This is a genomic window from Myxococcus sp. RHSTA-1-4, from assembly GCF_020037125.1.
GTDB lineage: Bacteria > Myxococcota > Myxococcia > Myxococcales > Myxococcaceae > Myxococcus.
This window is the reverse complement of record NZ_JAIQDG010000026.1, coordinates 98,814-116,104: the sequence shown is the minus strand read 5'-3', so window position 1 is coordinate 116,104 and position 17,291 is coordinate 98,814. Positions and strand designations below refer to the sequence as shown.

The 17,291-nt window shown below is 71.8% G+C and carries 12 protein-coding genes; 9 read left to right on the top strand and 3 right to left on the bottom strand.

All coding sequences use genetic code 11. The features are described from left to right. Positions 1-55 precede the first annotated feature (55 nt). Complete coding sequence (locus K8638_RS30445) at positions 56-349, bottom strand: hypothetical protein (RefSeq protein ID WP_223758188.1); 294 nt, start codon at positions 347-349, stop codon at positions 56-58. Between the two features lie 256 nt (positions 350-605). On the opposite strand from K8638_RS30445, the gene K8638_RS30440 reads away from it, so the two are divergent. Then, on the top strand, positions 606-3,638 hold the full coding sequence (locus K8638_RS30440; protein ID WP_223758187.1) for a hypothetical protein: 3,033 nt from the start codon (positions 606-608) through the stop codon (positions 3,636-3,638). A gap of 50 nt (positions 3,639-3,688) precedes the next feature. Beyond that, positions 3,689-8,056, top strand: a complete 4,368-nt coding sequence (locus K8638_RS30435) for a hypothetical protein (protein WP_223758186.1) — start codon at positions 3,689-3,691, stop codon at positions 8,054-8,056. Positions 8,057-8,154: 98 nt separating this feature from the next. Here the strand turns inward: K8638_RS30435 and K8638_RS30430 are convergent, their stop codons facing one another. Then, positions 8,155-9,465 (bottom strand): citrate/2-methylcitrate synthase, encoded by a 1,311-nt coding sequence (locus K8638_RS30430; protein WP_223758185.1) that lies wholly within the window; start codon positions 9,463-9,465, stop codon positions 8,155-8,157. Between the two features lie 54 nt (positions 9,466-9,519). Between K8638_RS30430 and K8638_RS30425 the strand changes: the two genes are divergently transcribed. From K8638_RS30425 to K8638_RS30395, 7 genes are all read left to right on the top strand, one after another. Next, positions 9,520-10,311, top strand: coding sequence for a class I SAM-dependent methyltransferase (locus tag K8638_RS30425; RefSeq protein WP_223758184.1), 792 nt, complete (start codon positions 9,520-9,522; stop codon positions 10,309-10,311). 29 nt (positions 10,312-10,340) lie between these two features. Then, positions 10,341-10,844: a cupin domain-containing protein gene (locus K8638_RS30420; protein WP_223758183.1), complete on the top strand. Its 504-nt coding sequence runs from the start codon at positions 10,341-10,343 to the stop codon at positions 10,842-10,844. 143 nt (positions 10,845-10,987) lie between these two features. After that, entirely contained in the window at positions 10,988-12,616 is a 1,629-nt protein-coding gene (locus K8638_RS30415) for a hypothetical protein (protein WP_223758182.1), read from the top strand. A 141-nt stretch (positions 12,617-12,757) separates the two neighbouring features. After that, on the top strand, positions 12,758-13,009 hold the full coding sequence (locus tag K8638_RS30410; RefSeq protein ID WP_223758181.1) for a hypothetical protein: 252 nt from the start codon (positions 12,758-12,760) through the stop codon (positions 13,007-13,009). A 119-nt stretch (positions 13,010-13,128) separates the two neighbouring features. After that, on the top strand, positions 13,129-13,626 hold the full coding sequence (locus K8638_RS30405; protein WP_223758180.1) for a hypothetical protein: 498 nt from the start codon (positions 13,129-13,131) through the stop codon (positions 13,624-13,626). After that, positions 13,626-13,904 (top strand): hypothetical protein, encoded by a 279-nt coding sequence (locus K8638_RS30400; protein ID WP_223758179.1) that lies wholly within the window; start codon positions 13,626-13,628, stop codon positions 13,902-13,904. Before K8638_RS30405 ends, K8638_RS30400 begins: the two co-directional genes overlap by 1 nt. 71 nt (positions 13,905-13,975) lie before the next feature. After that, positions 13,976-16,321, top strand: a complete 2,346-nt coding sequence (locus tag K8638_RS30395) for an MYXO-CTERM sorting domain-containing protein (RefSeq protein WP_223758178.1) — start codon at positions 13,976-13,978, stop codon at positions 16,319-16,321. 115 nt (positions 16,322-16,436) lie between these two features. Here the strand turns inward: K8638_RS30395 and K8638_RS30390 are convergent, their stop codons facing one another. Beyond that, positions 16,437-17,234: a TIGR00266 family protein gene (locus tag K8638_RS30390; RefSeq protein WP_223758177.1), complete on the bottom strand. Its 798-nt coding sequence runs from the start codon at positions 17,232-17,234 to the stop codon at positions 16,437-16,439. Positions 17,235-17,291 lie beyond the last annotated feature (57 nt).

Below are 17,291 nucleotides of genomic sequence, written 5' to 3'. Positions count from 1 at the left end.
GGCGCTTCCCACGGGCCATGAGGTCCGGCGGGGGCGCCCGCGAGGCGTTTGGGGCTCAAAGCGAGACGGGCCCGCGCAGCAGCGTGAAGAGCCAGAGGCCCACGGCCAGCAGCGCCAGCACCGAGGTGAAGATGGCGGTGCGGCGCATGATGCGCGGGTCTCCCTCCCCGCGCGAGGCGTAGAACCACGCGCCGCCCACGCGCAGGACGAGGAAGCCCAGCAGCAGCACCGGCCCCACCACCCTCCAGCCCGCGGGGCGCGTCAGCAGCACCGCCCAGGAGGCGATGAGGGAGAGGTTGCCCAGCAGCGACACGAGGGCGAGGCGCGGGTGCGAGCGTCGAGGGTCCACGGCGCCGGAGTCTCCCCGGCCCTGGCTCCGCCTCCAACGTCCGAGTGCGCGCGGTGCCCGGCAGGTGACAGCACCCCGAGCGGCTCCGCCAGCCTCCCGTCAAGAGCGCCCGCGGCGGGACGGGTAAGTCTGTCAATTCGCTTATTCGCCAGCCAGTCGGAGTATCCGCGATTTGACTCTAGGGGTGAGTCTACCACTACCCTTCGTACCCATCCCCCCGCGCACTTCCCGTAACCCAGTCTCTGGAGAAACCCGCTTGCACCTGCGAAGACGAGTCGTCGTCTCCCTGGCTGTTGGTGCTGGTGTCCTGTCGTTGGCCGCGCCTGCTTCCGTTCGTGCCTACCGCGTGTGGGCCGAGGAGCAGCGCCGCCTGCGCTTCGAGGACTTCATGCAGCAGCCCGGCGAGGACGTGCCCCCCCAGCTCCATGCCGCCGTCGAGGAGGAGCTGTTCGAGAACACCTACGTCGAGCGCGAAATCGATGACGCGTTCTCCCGGTGGATGGCGCACAAGGCCCACTGGGGCGTGCCCACGGCGGAGGACTCCGCCATCCTGCTGGACGAGGCCCGCGCCGAGTCCCAGCGCTGGCCGCACCTGATGCCCCGGGCTCCCGGCCAGGCCGCCATCAACAAGGGCCTGGGCACGGACGCCAACTCCTGGGTGAACCTGGGCCCCACCGACGCGCGCTTCCAGTTCAACGGCAGGCCCTACCTGCAGGTGGACTCCGGCCGCATCAGTGGCATGGCCGTGCACCCGAAGGACCAGAACATCGCCTACCTCTCCACCTCCGGTGGCGGCGTGTGGAAGACGTTCGACCTGCTCTCGCCGGACCCCACCTGGCACCCGGTCGGGGAGATGCTGGGCAACATGGCCGTGGGCGACATGGCCATGGACCCCCAGAACCCGGACACGCTGTACCTGGGCCTGGGTGACTTCGTGGACGCGGTCGGTGGCCAGGTGGTGAAGACCACCAACGGCGGTGGGAGCTGGGAGGCGCCGGTGGCGCTGGCCGGCACGTATCCCGCCAGCGTGGGCAACCGCGCCGTGCAGGCGCTGCGCGTGCGCGCCATCAAGGTGGACCCGAGCGCGCCGAACATCATCCTCGTGGGCACCGAGGTGGGCCTCTTCCGCTCCGCCGACTCGGGCGCCTCCTTCCAGCTCGTGGACCTGCCCAACGTGGGCACGCAGGTGCCGGAGCAGGTGTGGACCATCGCCTATACCGGCCAGGTGAACGGCCAGAGCCGCTGGGCCATCAGCGGCACGAACTACGCCACCCCCACGGCGGCCTCGCCCACCGCCTCCACCTCCCTCCAGGGTGACATCTGGGTGAGCACGGACGCGGGCCAGACCTGGACCTCGCGCCTGGCCGTCAACGGGCTGCCGGACTACGACAACGACGCGGCCACCCCCACGGACGTCGGCCGCATCTCCCTCGCGGCGGGCTCGCCGCCGGAGGACCCGACCCGGACGGTGCTGTACGCGCTCACCAGCCTGCGCAGCGATGTGTCCACCGGCGCCGGCATCTGGCGCTCCACCGACGCGGGCAATACGTGGCAGGACGTGTCCGGCGGCCAGGGCGACGGCACGCCGCGCAACATGACGTTCCTGGACACCTCTCAGTGCGTCAGCGTCAACGTCCACAACGCCCAGGCCTGGTACAACTCCACCATCGCGGTGGACCCGGGGGACGAGAACCGCGTCATCCTCGGCGGTACGCTCTGCGGCCTGCGCACCGTCAACGGCCTGGCGGACCAGCCCACCTGGGAGGTGGTGTCGCACTGGCTGCCCGCCTACTCGGAGTCCGCGCTGACGTCCGACGGCGTGCTGCCGTACGTGCATGCCGACTGGCACCGCACGCTCGTGGTGCGCACGCCCACCGGCTACATGACGATGGTGGGCTGCGACGGTGGTCTGTTCACGTCCACCAACGTGTTCGAGCCGGGGCCCATCAACCAGGAGACGGTGCAGTGGCGCTTCCCCAACCGAGGCCTGGCGACGCACCTGATGTACAACGTCGCGTCGGGTGACCCGGCCACGGGCAACCAGTTCATCGCGTTCGCGGGCCTCCAGGACAACGGCACGCGCTTCCGCGACACCGAGGGCGCCCCCACCACCTTCAACCAGGTCATCGGCGGCGACGGTATCGGCGTGGCCGCGTCCCGCGTGGGCGAGGACAGCATCTACTGGGGCTCGGTGCAGTACAGCTCCACCCGCTACTGCGACCCGGACGTCCCGGCGAACCGTGGCTGCAACCAGGGCGTGGGCGGGACGTGGCGGACGCTGGTGCCTCCCACCACCGCGGCCTCGGGCGGTTGCGCCTCCGGTGACACCACCACGTTCCTCACCAAGGTCATGGCCGTCAACACCGGCAACCGTCCGGCGGCCATCACCGGCACCACCTATGGCGTGTTCCGCCTGATTGGGACGCCGACCAGCACGGACCGCCGCCAGTGGCAGCTCCTGGGCGCGTGCGACTACTCCGTCGCCGTGCGCGCGCTGGGCGTGTCCTCCACCGTGGACGGCCTGTACGGCATCGCCGGCAGCGGCGGGCGCTTCCGCGTGATGTCCGGCTGCACGCTGGACACGCCGGCCTCGCAGTGCGCGTGGACGGTGACCAACCGCATGGGCACGGACCTCAACGGCAGCGGCACCATCGACTCCAACGAGACGCCCACCTTCACCAGCAGCATCGACTTCCCGCCGAACCACACCGGCATCAACCCGGGCGACATGTTCGTGGTGTCCAGCGCGGCGCTGGCCTCCGTCCTGCCGCCGGGCCTCGGCCGCGTGTACCTCACGACCAACCGCGGCCAGACGTGGCAGAACATCTCCAGCAACCTGCCGAACGTGCCCGTCAACGTGGTGCGCTTCGACCCGTCCGACGACACCAACCAGACGCTGTTCGCCGGCACGGACCTGGGCGTCTACCGGAGCACCAACCAGGGTGCCACCTGGGAGCGCTACGGCGTGGGCCTGCCGCTGGTGCGGGTGACGGACATGTTCGTGGGCCGCACCGGTGGCCTGCTGCGTGTCGCCACCTTCGGCCGCGGCATGTGGGAAATCTACCCGTCCGCCACCGCCGAGCGCGGCGTGGCCGGCAACGGCGACTATGACCGCAACGGGCAGCTCGACTTCGTGGACCTGCTGTCCACGGCCAACCGCCTGGGCACCACCCCGGCGACGGCGGAGAAGCCCTACTACGACTGGAACCAGGACCTCGTGGGCCCCGTGAACGCGGTGGATGACGACGACCTGGCGCAGCTCCTGACCCGTTACGGAGGGCGGCCGTGAACATGCGCGCGTCCTCTTCCCCTCATTCGTTCCTCATGGAGCGCAACATCGTGACCCAGCGAATTGCTGTCGGTCTCACGCTGCTCGCGGCGCTGTTCGCCACCGCGTGCGGTGACGACCCCAAGCCCCAGCCCGCGGAGGCCACCCTGGTCTTCCGCACCCAGCCCGGCTCGGTCCGGGCGGGTGAGCGGCTCGGGGCCGTCGAAGTGGCCCTCGTCGACGCCAACGGCAACGTCGTCGTCGAGCGCGGCGGGACGGTGCAGCTCACGCTGACGGATGCCCCCGCCGACGCACGGCTCGGGGGCTCCACCCGGACCGCGCTCCTCTACGGCGTGGCCCGCTTCACCGACCTCACCGTGGCGAAGGTCGGCGCCAACATGAAGCTGTCGGCCCAGGTCGGCACGCAGACCGCGAGCAGCTCGGCGTTCTCCGTGCGCGCGGCCGCTCCGGCTCGCATGGCGCTCACCACCGGCCCCACGGACGTGGACGTGCATACGGTGCTCTCCCCGGTGGTCATCAACGTGCAGGATGCCTTCGGCAACACCGCGGACGACGCGGCCACCGTGACGGTGGCGCTCGAGGGCGGCGCCACGGGAGCCACGCTGGGCGGCAACACCACCGCGGAGGCGGTGAATGGCGTGGCCACCTTCAATGAGCTGACCGTCGACGAGGATGGCACGGGCTACGTGCTGGCCTTCTCCTCGGGCTCGCTGCCCGTGGTGAAGTCCGCTCCGTTCACCGTGCGTCCCGGCCAGCCGGCCAGCCTGAGCTTCACCACGCAGCCGGCGGAGTCCGCGGTGGCGGGTGCCACCCTGGCGCCGGTGCGGGTGACGGTGCTGGACTCGCATGGCCGTGTGGCGAAGCGCGCCCAGGGAAACGTCACCGTGGAGCTGGTGTCCGGCAACGGCGCCACGCTGGCGGGGACGGCCTCGGTGGCGGTGGCCAACGGCGTGGCCACCTTCGACGCGCTGAGCGTCCAGAAGGCGGGCGCGGGCTACACGCTGCGCGCCAGCTTCGGCTCCCTGACGGCGGCGGACTCGTCGGCGTTCGCCATCACCCCGGCGGCGGCGGCGCGGCTGGCCTACGTGGCGGCGCCCGGCGCGGCCACCGCGGGCGTGGCCTTCAGCCCGGCGGTGCAGGTGGAGCTGCTGGACACCTACGGCAACCGGACCGCCTCCAACGCGACGGTGGCGGTGGCGCTCGACGCCAACCCGGGCAGCGCGACGCTCAACGGTACGGCCTCGGTGTCCGCGGAGGGTGGCGTGGCGACGTTCGCCAACCTGTCCATCAACGTGGCGGCCCAGGGGTACACCCTCCGGGCCACGTCGGGGTTGCTGGAGTCCGCGACGAGCGGCACGTTCGACATCGCCCCCGCGGCGGCGGCGGCGCTGGCCTTCACCGCGCAGCCGGCCAACGGCACCGCGGGCGCGGCGCTGGCCCCGGCCGTCGAGGTCACCATCCGTGACGCGTTCGGCAACACGGTGCCCTCCACGGAGCAGGTGACGCTGGCGCTGCAAGGCGGCGCGGGCGTGGTGCTGAACGGCACCACCACCGTGGCGGCCGAGAATGGCGTTGCCCGCTTCTCCGCGGTCAACGTCCAGCGGGCCGGTGCGGGCTACACGCTGCGTGCCAGCTCGGGCTCGCTGGCGGAGGCGACGAGCAGCGCGTTCTCCATCTCCGCGGCGGACGCGGCGAAGCTGGTCATCTCGCAGCAGCCGGCCAACGGCACGGCGGGCGTGGCCCTGAACCCGGGGATGCGCGTGTCCATCCTGGATGCGTTCGACAACCAGACGGCCTCCACGGCGAGCGTCACGGTGGCGCTGGCGGCCAACCCGGCCAACGGCACGCTGCTGGGCACGCTGACGGTGTCGGCCGACGCGGGCGTGGCCACCTTCGGCGCGCTGCGGCTGGAGAAGGCGGGCAGCGGGTACTCGCTGCGCGCTACCTCCGACGGGCTCACCGAGGTGACGAGCAACACGTTCGACATCGCCGCGGCGTCCGCGGCGGCGCTGGCCTTCCGCACCCAGCCCGCGAACGGTATCGCGGGGCAGGACCTGGCGGCCTTCGAGGTCGAGGTGCACGACGCGTACGGCAACATGGCGGACTCCACCGCCACCATCACGCTGGCGCTGGGCGCCAACCCGGGCGGCGATACGCTGGGGGGTGACGTGGAGGAGGCCGCGGCGGCGGGCGTGGCTCGCTTCTCCGCGGTCCACCTCCGGAAGGCGGCGGCGGACTACACGCTGCGCGCCACCTCCGACGGGCTCACCGAGGCGACGAGCAGCGCGTTCTCCATCTCCGCGGCGGACGCGGCGAAGCTGGCCGTCTCACAGCAGCCGGCCAACGGCACGGCGGGCGTGGCCCTGGCTCCGGGGGTGCGCGTGTCCATCCTGGACGCGTTCGACAACCAGACGGCCTCCACGGCGAGCGTCACGGTGGCGCTGGCGGCCAACCCGGCCAACGGCACGCTGCTGGGCACGCTGACGGTGTCGGCTGACGCGGGCGTGGCCACCTTCGACACCCTGCGGCTGGAGAAGGCGGGCAGCGGGTACTCGCTGCGCGCCACCTCCGACGGGCTCACCGAGGTGACGAGCAACACGTTCGACATCTCGGCGGCATCCGCGGCGAAGCTGGTCATCTCGCAGCAGCCGGCCAACGGCACGGCGGGCGTGGCCCTGACTCCGGGGGTGCGCGTGTCCATCCTGGACGCGTTCGACAACCAGACGGCCTCCACGGCGAGCGTCACGGTGGCGCTGGCGGCCAACCCGGCCAACGGCACGCTGCTGGGCACGCTGACGGTGTCGGCCGACGCGGGCGTGGCCACCTTCGGCGCGCTGCGGCTGGAGAAGGCGGGCAGCGGGTACTCGCTGCGCGCTACCTCCGACGGGCTCTCCGAGGTGACGAGCAACACGTTCAACATCGCCCCCGCTGGCGTCGACACGCTGGTGGTGGCGACGGAGCCGCCCGAGACGGCGGTGGCCGGTGAGTCCCTGGGCACCATCACCGTGGAGGCTCGGGACGCGTTCGGCAACCTGGTGCCGAGCTACGGTGAGCTGGTGGCCGTCGCGGTGGACCCCGACGCCAACCCGGCGGGCGCCTCGGTGGTGGCGGGCGCGCGCGAGGTGGCGGCCGTCAACGGCGTGGTCACCTTCGAGGGGCTGGCCCTGGACAAGGTGGGCGCGACGCAGCTCGTGTTCGTGGGCTACAACGCGGCCTTCACCGAGCTGTACGTCGGCTACTCGCGGGCGGTGAACATCACCGCCGCCGCGGCGTCGGCCATGGCGTTCCGCCCGGTGGCGGCGGAGACGCAGGCGGGCTCGGCGATTGGCCCGGCGGTCCAGGTGCAGGTGACGGACCGCTTCGGCAACGCGACGAGCGGCAGCGGGAACGTGACGCTGTCCCTGGGCGCCAACCCGGGTGGCGACACGCTGCGCGGCACGCTGACGCAGCCGGTGTCGAATGGCGTGGCGACCTTCGCGGACCTGGTGCTGGAGAAGGCCGGCCGGGGCTACACGCTGAAGGCCAGCCAGACGGGGCTGACCCCGGCGACGAGCGCTCCGTTCGCCATCATCGGCGCGGAGCCCACCCGCCTGGAGTTCGCCGCGCAGCCGCGCTCGACGCCCAACGGGCTGCCGCTGAACGAGGTGGCGGTGCGTCTGGTGGACGCGTTCGGCAACACGGCGACGTCGGCCAGCGAGGTTGCCCTGGCGCTGGGCAACGCGAACGGCGCGGTGCTCGGCGGCACGGTGCAGGTGGCCGCGCAGGCCGGCGTGGCGCGCTTCGGTGACCTGACGGTGGACCGTAACGGCCAGGGCTACACCCTGGCGGCGTCCTCGGGCCCGCTGGTGGGCGCCGAGTCCGCCGCGTTCGACGTGTACGGCGCGACGCTGGCGTACACGGACCCGGCGGCCGGCCGCATCCGGGTGATGCGCAACCCGTCCTCCACGGCCACGCGGCTGGTGCTGGACGTGGTGGCGGCCGAGGACCTGAGCGGCTACGGCGTGGGCTTCAACCTCCCGCTGGACGCCACGAAGGTGCGGCTGCCCACGGCGGGGGCGCTGACGGCGGGTGCCATCCTGTCGGCGGGCGCCTCGGTGCCGGCCGCCGCGGTGGCGCTGCCGGCTTCCGGCCCGCTGGCAGGGGTGCTGACCAGCGGTATCAGCCAGAAGGCCGGCGGCTCGGGCTCGGTGGCGGCGGACACCGCCATTCCCACGGGCAGCGTCCTGTATCAGCTCACCCTCGAGCTGGCTCCGGGCGCCGAGCCGGGCGTGGTGTTCGACGGTGCCAGCCTGGGCAGCCGCTTCAAGGGCCTGCTCCGGAACAAGCTGGGCGATGACGTGGTCGGCAGCAACGACTTCGGCATCGGCCGCCTGGAGATTACCGCCGACCCTGGCTTCCAGCAGACCGCTCAGCGGTAGTTGAGGGCTTCACCGGTGGGGCCCGAGTCCCACCGGTGAGTCCAGCTTCCGGGCCCTGCTCGGGTGGCACTCGCCACCTGGGTGGGGCCCGGGTGTTTTCAGGGCACGACTCTTCCGGGGGAAGAGGGCAGGGCGGGCTCCACATAGCGGGCACGCGGGCGCAGGAGGTGGCCCTGCTCGCGCTGCTCCAGCACGTGCGCCACCCAGCCCGCCGCGCGGCCCACGGCGAACAGCGTGGCCCCCGCGCCCGGTGGCAGCCCCAGTGCCTCCGCGAGCATGACCAGCCCGAAGTCCACCGACGGCGGCGGGTGCCCCGCCTTCCGCATCACCTCCAGCACCGAGCGCGCGACACGGACGCCCATTGCCTCCGGCCGCACCGACTGTGCCGCCTCCACCAGCGGGGGCGTCCTCGGGTCTCCGTCGGGGTACAGTGGGTGGCCGAAGCCGGGCACCGACTCGCCCCGCCGCAGGCGCTCGTACACCACCTCCGTCGCGCGCTCCGGCCGGCCCACCTCCGCCAGCAGCGCCTCCACCCTGTCACAGGACCCGCCGTGCTTCGGCCCGGACAGCGCCGCCAGCGCAGCGCTCACACACGCGTAGAGGTCCGCCCCCGAGGACGCCGTCACCCGCGCCGCGAAGGTGGACACGTTCAGCTCGTGGTCCGCGCACAGCACCAGCGCCCGGTTCAGCAGCGCCGGCGCCCGCTTCACCCCCGTGCCCCACGCGCACGCCAGCGACGCCGCCACCGTGTCCTCCTTCAGCGCCCGCACCACCCGCCCCGGCGCCTGGGCCACGCACACCCAGGCCGCCAGGTGCCGCAGCAACCGCCGCGCTCGTGCCTTCTCGCTCTCGGGAGGCGCCGCGAAGCGCACCGGGTCCCTCGCGCCCAGCAGCGTCACCAGCGCCGACAGCGCCGCCACCGGAGGCGTCCCCCGTGGCAGCAGCCGCGCCAGCTCCGAGGGAGGGAAGGACGGCTCCGGCGCCGGCCACAGCACCGCCTCCGGCGGAAGCGTCCCCGTCCACAGCAGCTCCGCCACGTCCTCGAAGCCGCGCCCCTCCACCGCGAGCGCCACCGCCGGCTGCCCCCGGTACGCCAGCCCCTCCGCGCCCACCCGTGACACCGAGGAGTCGATGACCGGCTCGCCCCACCGCAGCGCCCCCGAGGCCACCGCCGCATGTCCCGCCCGCGCGTCATGCCGGGCCTTCAACCGCTCCAGGTCCGAGCGCACATAGCGGTTCTCCTTCGTCCCCGGCTCGGGCACGCAGCGCACGAGCCCCCGGCTCACGTACGTGTAGAGCGTCGCCCGCTTCACCCCCAGCAGCGCCGCGGCCTCCGCCGCCGGCACCAGCTCCTCCTCACGTTGATGGTCGAATCGAGATTGAGAGCGACCGCCCTTGCGCCTACTCATGTCTCACGCGCCTCCCCGAGGCACATTGTCGACTCGACTCGATGCCATGTCGATATGAAGGAGCCCGTCATGCAGGTGGACTTCGGACGCACGTCTTCTGACTACGCGAAGCACCGCGCCGGCTTCCCGGATGCCTTCTTCGAGCGGCTCGCCCGGGAGGGACTCCTCCGGCCCGGCGTGCGCGCGGTGGACCTGGGCACGGGTACCGGCACCGTGGCCCGGGGGCTCGCGCGGCACGGCTGCACAGTGCACGCGCTCGACGTGTCCGCCCCCATGCTGGAGGCCGCGCGGCGGCTCGCCACCGAGGCCGGACTGAGCATCGACTTCCACCAGGCTCCCGCCGAGCACACCGGCCTGCCCTCGGGCGCGTTCGACCTCGTCGTCGCCGGACAGTGCTGGCACTGGTTCGACCGGCCCGCCGCCGCTCGCGAGGCCGCGCGGTTGCTCGCTCCCGGTGGGCGGCTCGTCATCGCCCACTTCGACTGGATGGCCCTGCCCGGCAACGTGGTGGAGGCCACCGAGTCCCTCATCCAGGCCTTCAACCCCGGCCCGTCGGCGCCCGACGTCTTCAGCCACGGCACCGGCCTGTACCCGCAGTGGTTCCGCGACACCGCGGAGGCGGGCTTCACCGGTCTGGAGTCCTTCACCTTCGACGTGCCCACGCCCTACACCCACGAGGCGTGGAGGGGCCGCGTCCGCGCCAACGCGAAGGTGGGCGCCTCCCTTCCGCCGGACACCGTGTCCCGCTTCGACACCGCGCTCGCGGCCGTGCTCGCCGAGCGCTTCCCACACGACCCGCTCGCCATCCCCCACCGCGTCTTCGCCCTCCTGGCGGCGCGGCCTTGAACCCCGTCACACAGGAAGGAGCACACGCCATGTCCTCCCACCCCCACGTCATCCACGAGCCGGACGTCCCCTGGAGCGAAGTCACGCAGGGCCCGAAGGTGGCGTACCGCCGCAAGCAGCTCGGCGCCGCCGCGAAGGGCCGCAAGCTGGGGTGCAGCCTGATGGAGCTGCCTCCCGGCAAGCACGCCTGGCCGCGCCACTACCACCTGGCCAACGAGGAGGCCTACTACATCCTCTCCGGCACCGGCCGGCTGCGCCTGGGCGAGGACACCCTCGCGGTGAAGGCCGGTGACTACGTGGCGCTGCCCATTGGCCCCGAGGGTGCGCACCAGCTCCTCAACGATGGCACCGAGCCCCTGCGCTACCTCGCCTTCTCCACCATGGTGGAGCCCGACGTCATGGTGTACCCGGACTCGCGGAAGGTGGTCATCTCCGCGGGCTCCGCGCCGGGCGGCGACAAGGCCGCGCGCACCCTGTTCACCACGCTGCCCCTGTCCGCCGAGGTGGACTACTGGAGTGGCGAGGAGCGGTAGTCCGCGGAGTGGCGTGGATTCCCGTTCCGGCTCCGGGTTGCTGGAAGCTGGAGGTTGGGGCTGTTGTGTCCTACCCAGGGTGTTCTAACCTCTGCTGCCCGCAACGAGGGGGACACCTGATGTCTGGCGCAGCAAAGTCGTTCGTGATTCGCGACCCCATTCACGGTTACGTCCGCATCGCGTCCCACGAGCGCGTCATCGTGGACCATCCCATCACGCAGAGGCTGCGCCACGTTCTCCAGACAGGTCTCGCGCACCTGGTTTTTCCCGAGGCCAGGACCTCTCGGTTCGTGCACAGCCTGGGGGCGATGCACCTGGCTTCACGCTTCCTCGTTGCCAGCCTCGAGAACGCGGAGCCCGTGGTCGCGGATGCATTCTTCGACGAGGTCGAGAGCCTTGGGGCCTTCCGGCCGCTGAAGCACGCTGACATGGATGCGCTCCTGTCGCCTGCCTCGGGCGAGGGCGGGCTCCTTGCGTCCCGTGCGACCTTTCCGGGCCACCATTCCCCCGAGGAAGAGCGCCGCCGCCGCCGTCTGCTTGCGTTCGCGGAAGCGGGGCTCCGGCTGGCTGCCTTGTTTCACGACCTCGGCCACCTGCCCTTCAGTCATGACCTGGAGTTCGCGCTGGACACCCACGCGCAGAATGCGCGCAAGCAGGCGGCGCCCGGTTCCGCGCTTCCCAACGGACTCCAGGCCCTGCTGGAGAGTGGTCTTCCCGCACACGAGGCCATAGGCCACCAACTCGCGAAGCTCGTGATGGACAACCTCGTCGAGACGGAAACCTCCACGGGCGTCCGCGCGGTGTACCAGCTCGCCTACGATATCCTCGACCTGCAGCCTCCGTATGAGCAGAAGGCGGTGCCCAAGGCCAACGTGCTTCACTGGCTCCATTCACTCGTTGATGGGGAGGTGGACGCGGACAGGGGCGACTATCTGCTGCGAGATGGGAGGGCACTGGGCTTCGAGTTCGCGGCCTACGACCTGGAGAGGCTGGTCGGCAACCTCGTGCTCGTCAAAGACCCCGCCATGGGGTTCATGACGGCGGTACGTGAGGCGGGCCTGAGCGCACTCGAAACGTTCTTCCTCTCCCGAAGCCGGAGCAATCTGGCGATGGTGCGCCATCACAAGAACGCACAGGCGGGTGCCGCCTTTCGTTACGCCTCCCTGCGCGTCTTCAAGGAGCCAGCGGGCCTGGCACTGGTAGAGGCCATTGGTGAAATCTTCGCCGTCCGGGTCAAGGACGATGCCAAGGTCCGTACCGCGCTCAACCGGTTCGCTACCTTTGATGATGCCTTCTGGTGGCAGGCGCTACGGGAGCTTCGCCCGTCAGCGAGCGAGCCCCTGCTGGTCGCCTGCCTCGAGTTGGTACTCAATCGCTCGGCCACTCTGCGGAGTCTGTGGAAAAGGAAGGGCAACGTCGCACGCGACAAGGTCGCGCGGCTCAATCAGTTGCTGGATGACCCGAATGCGAAGGAGCGGGTCAGCGCCACCATGAACAGGCTTGCCGAGCGTGGCGTGCTGGTCCTGCGCCACAAGTTCACCCCGTTCAAGACCTTCAAGCGTGAGACTCGACCTGATGGTATCCACCCCGATGACGACAGCCTCGTCCTCATCCGGACGGAGCGAGGGCTGCAGCCGGCCGCAAGCCTCTCGTCCATCATTCGTGGCCTGCGTGAAGCCTGGAAGGAAGAGCCACACCTGCACGCGTTCGTGCTCGCGAACTCCCGCGGCCTTGATGCGGAGGGTGTGCTGGACGAGTTCCTCCGCGAGTAAAGTTCCTGACCGCTGTGCTACAGGTCTTTCGGCAGCGAGAAGCCGCAGCGCCAGCCAGTGTACGGAATCCCTCCAGCGCCGCTAGACGCGACGGATGAGAGGCACTACCGTTGATTTGTTCGCGACCTCGGGAGATTGCTCGTGTTCGACGCATATCGCTTCTTCGAGCCACTGAATGGCCGCTCCTTCATCGAGGTGCGCGACTTGTTGCGGGCAGTCGCGGAAGTGCGAGTTCGGTTCCTCGCGGACCTGCCCTCCGACTTCGACGTGACGGAGTTGCTGGAGTTGGCACGTCGGAACCAGTGGCTCACCGAAGATGCGGAGGGGCGGTTGCACTTCCATGTCGCGGCTCCCGCGAAGTCCCGGAAGATGGAAGCGGCATTCTCTTCGTGAACGTGGCGATAGGGCTCGCTTCTTTCCAGGGCTGAGTCGAGCCGCAGCGGAGTTGAGTTGACAGGCGCATGAGGCCCACGTCCCCGCGTCGGCCCGTCCGGGCTTAAGCTTCCGGCCGCATGGCCTCCCTGCTCGACACCCTCACCCAGGAGCGACTCCTCAAGGACCGCGACGCCGCCGCCGAGGTGGTGCGTCGTGGTGAGCCCCCGCACGTGTCACTGCTGCGCCTGTGCGACGCGGGGCTGCTGGAGGGAGGCCTCTCCGTGGGGTACGGCGTGCGCCCCGACGAGCTGGTGGGCCCCCTCACCACCGCCATGGGCGGCCCGGCCCGCCGCTTCAAGGTGGTGGACGTGCGTGAGCGCCCCGTGCTGGAGCTGCACGTGCTGGCCGGCGACGTCTCCGAGCGCTGGGAGGTGGAGGACCTCTCCGCGCTCGTCCACAACCTCAACAGCCTCTACCGCGACGCGCCCGACGTGCGCGCGGTGGCCGAGCTCGGCGAGTGGGAGGACGCGCTCCAGCTCTGGTGCGTGGACAAGCGCACCCTGCCGCGCCTGCTGCGCCAGCCCTTCTTCGCCCCCCGCAACGTCCGCGCGCTCACGCCTTCCGGCGGCAGGTGATGTTCAGCGGACGCCCTCCGCTCCGGGGCAATCCCCCTGGAGGGTGGGGGCAGGCGCGGTGGACGGTTTCGCGTCCACTGGCGGGGCGGGTCTGCCAGCGCGTCCAGCGGGACCTGGTGCGGGTGTCCTGCTGCTCGCCCGGGAAGCTGTGTGGCCTGGGTCTTGGCACCATCCGCGGGCTGGCGCGGCACCTGGGCCAGGACGTGGTGGCGCGGGAGCGCCGGTGCATGCACCAGGGCGCGCCCACCTGCGAACTGGAGGTGGGCCAGCTCCCCTGACGGCCCGGGCCGGTCCGCTCCGGCGCCCCCGGCCTCCCACGCGCCGGAGTTCTGGGGCACCATGGGGCCCCATGCGCTTCGTCCCCCTCTTCGTGCTCGTACTCCTCACGGCGGCCCCCGCGCTGGCGGAGCTGGACTCCTTCGGACAGGGGACGGGCCGCGACGGTGCCCTCACCGTGTCGACGCTGGGCCGGGTCATCAACCCGCACGGACCGCTGGTGGCCAGCGCTCCGGCCGGGAGCACCGTGCTGCAGCTGCAGAGCACCACCAATCAGGTCGTCGGTGCGTTGGTGCTCATCCACCAGAGCATCGGCGTTCCGGCCACCACGCCGTCCGGCGGCACGACCTCCGTCGCCCCGGGAGCGGTGGGGCGCTGGGAGCTGGCCCGCGTGGAGTCGGTGAGCGCCGAGCCGCCCGAGGTGCGCCTCACCGCGCCCCTGGTGAACAGCTACACCGTGCCGGGCGCGCAGGCCGTCCTCGTGCCCGAGTTCACCAACGTCGACGTCGCCCCCACCGGCTCGCTCGTGGCGCCGCCGTGGGATGGCCGCAGTGGCGGCATCCTCGCCTTCCTCGCCACGGGCACGGTGACGAACGGGGGCCTCATCTCCGCGGACGGCGCGGGCTTCCGAGGGGGCGTCTTCGCCAACCACGCCAGCCTCCAGCTCTGCACCGGGCTGGACCTGACGCCCGAGCAGGGAGGCTCCTTCAAGGGCGAGGGCGTGGTGGTGAGCCGTTTCGGCACGGCCTCCGGGCGCGGCAACCTGGTCAACGGTGGCGGTGGCGGCAACTGCAGCAACTCGGGAGGCGGCGGGGGCGGACACGGAGGCGTGGGAGGGCTCGGCGGTCGCACCGGGAGCTCCCCCCCCAGGGACGAGGGCGGGCTCGGGGGCGCATTCATGAGCTACTCCCTCCTGGACCAGTTCCTCTTCGGCGGTGGCGGTGGCGCCGGCGAGGGGAACGACGACGCAGGCTCCAGCGGTGGGGCGGGCGGTGGCGTGGTACTCATCCGCGCGGGAGTGCTGAGCGGCACGGGCGTCTACATGGCCAATGGCCAGGGGGCCGCCGTCACGTCGGGGCACGACGGCGCGGGGGGCGGAGGCGCGGGTGGCGCCGTCATCCTGCGCGTGGCCGGGCAGGCCAGCTGCGGCGCCGTGATGGCGACTGGTGGCGGTGGTGGCCGCGTGAGCGAGGCGAGCGTCCCGCTGGGCCCGGGCGGCGGAGGCGGGGGCGGCTACACGCTCGTGCAGGGCACGGCGTTGAACTGCCCGGCCATCGTGGCGGGTGGGCCCGCTGGGCAGACGGCGTTCGACGGCTCCACCTACGGCGCGGCGGATGGTGGGGTGGGCATCGGCAAGGAGCTCATGGTCGCCTACCGCCGGCCGACGACACCCGTGGTCACCACTCCGGCGGCGGGTGCGGTGGGCGTGCCATCCCGCCCCCGCTTCGAGGGAGTGACGGACCCGGGCCTGCGCGTCATCGTGTACGTGGATGGCGTGGAGGTCATCCAGGTCTCCTCCGCCGCGGACGGCGTGTTCACCGCGAACTACCCCGCGCTGCGCGAGCCCCTGCCCGCGGGCGAGCACCGGGTGGCGGTCGTGGCGGATTCCCTGGGCGCCTACAGCCTGCGTTCCGCGGAGGTGGCGTTCAACGTGGTCGTCACGGTGGCGGATGGTGGCGTGGTGGAGCCGCCCATCCTCGTGGTGCCCGCGGAGGGCGACGTCGTCGGCCCCACGCCGCTGTTCGCGGGCGTGGCACCCCACGGCGTGACGGTGGGCATCGAGGTGGACAACGGGGCGGAAATCACCGTCCCCGTGGATGCGTTCGGCCGCTTCCGCTACCAGGTATCCGCCGACAACCCTCTGCCGCCGGGCCCGCACTTCGTCGTCCTCCACGCGCACAACGAGGCGGGCGCCACCGGGCCGTATTCGCCGACCACCCGCTTCGAGTCGGTGGACGGGGACGCCGGAACGCGGGATGCGGGCACGGGTGGGCCGGACTCGGGCACCCCGGGCGCGGACGGGGGGACTTTCGAGGTTCCGGTGCTGGTGGTGCCCGCCGAGGGCGAGGTCGTGGACTCCACGCCGCTGTTCGCCGGCGTCGCCGCGCCCGGGGCCTCCGTGTCCATCGAGGTGGATGGCGCGGAGGTGGCCCGGGTGACCGCTGACGGGACGGGCGCCTTCCGGCATCCGGTGCCCTCCGCGCAGGCGCTGGCGGTGGGAGCCCACAGCGTCACGGCGTACGCGCTCGTCAGCGCCACGGGGACGGCGGGGCCCCGCTCCGAGGCCACCGGCTTCGAGGTGCGCGGCCCCGCGGCGCTCGACGTGGGCTGCGGGTGCGGCGCGTCTCCCGCGAACGTGGCGGGGGCCTGGGCCCTGCTCGCCGGACTCGCGGCCGCGGTGAGGAGGCGGAGGAGGTAGACGGCTGGGCTCGCCCCATGATGCGGGCTCCTCCGCATGTGTACACGCCGCGGCGTCGCGGCGCGGACCGGCTCCCTCATCTGTCGGCAGGCGCCGGCCCCTGGCGCGGGACGCGCTACTCGTCGCCGCCGAGCAGGGCGCCCAGGCCGACGCCGCCCAGGACGCTGCCTTCGTCGCGCGAGCCGCCGGGACGCGCGGCGGAGAGGATGCGGCCCGCGAGCCGGCTGAACGGGAGCGACTGGAGCCACACCTTGCCCGGCCCTCGCAGGGTGGCGAAGAAGAGGCCCTCGCCGCCGAAGAAGGCGGTCTTGATGCCGCTCACCATCTGGATGTCGTAGTCCACGGTGGGCTGGAAGGCGACGATGCAGCCGGTGTCCACGCGCAGCGTCTCGCCGGGGCCCAGCGTGCGCTCGTGCAGCGTGCCGCCCGCGTGGATGAAGGCGAGGCCGTCACCCTGGAGCCGCTGCATGATGAAGCCCTCGCCGCCGAACAGGCCGGTGCCCAGCTTCTTCTGGAAGGCGATGCCCAGCGACACACCCTTGGCCGCCGCGAGGAAGCTGTCCTTCTGCGCAATCAGCTCGCCGCCGAGCTTCGCCAGGTCCACCGGGATGATTTTGCCGGGGTAGGGCGCGGCGAAGGCCACCTTGCGCTTGCCGCCGCCCCGGTTGAGGAACACGGTGGTGAAGAGGGACTCGCCCGTCAAGAGCCGCTTGCCCGCGCCGAGCAGCGAGCCGAGGAAGCCGCTCTTCTTCTCCGAGCCGTCACCGAAGATGGTCTCCATCTCGATGCCGTCCTCCATGTACATGAGGGTGCCGGCCTCGGCCACCGCCGCCTCGTTCGGGTCCAGCTCCACCTCGACGAACTGCAGGTCTTCGCCGTAGATGTGGAAGTCCACCTCGTGCATCTGCGCCATGGACACGCTCCGTCGTAAAAGGACGGCGCACCATAACCGTCCCGTCGCATGGCTCAA

Coding starts and splice junctions, on each gene's coding strand:
- K8638_RS30430 (WP_223758185.1), bottom strand. CDS start 9,465: ATGAGTAGGCGCAAGGGCGGTCGCTCTCAATCTCGATTCGACCATCAA.
- K8638_RS30425 (WP_223758184.1), top strand. CDS start 9,520: ATGAAGGAGCCCGTCATGCAGGTGGACTTCGGACGCACGTCTTCTGAC.
- K8638_RS30420 (WP_223758183.1), top strand. CDS start 10,341: ATGTCCTCCCACCCCCACGTCATCCACGAGCCGGACGTCCCCTGGAGC.
- K8638_RS30405 (WP_223758180.1), top strand. CDS start 13,129: ATGGCCTCCCTGCTCGACACCCTCACCCAGGAGCGACTCCTCAAGGAC.
- K8638_RS30400 (WP_223758179.1), top strand. CDS start 13,626: ATGTTCAGCGGACGCCCTCCGCTCCGGGGCAATCCCCCTGGAGGGTGG.
- K8638_RS30395 (WP_223758178.1), top strand. CDS start 13,976: ATGCGCTTCGTCCCCCTCTTCGTGCTCGTACTCCTCACGGCGGCCCCC.
- K8638_RS30390 (WP_223758177.1), bottom strand. CDS start 17,234: ATGGCGCAGATGCACGAGGTGGACTTCCACATCTACGGCGAAGACCTG.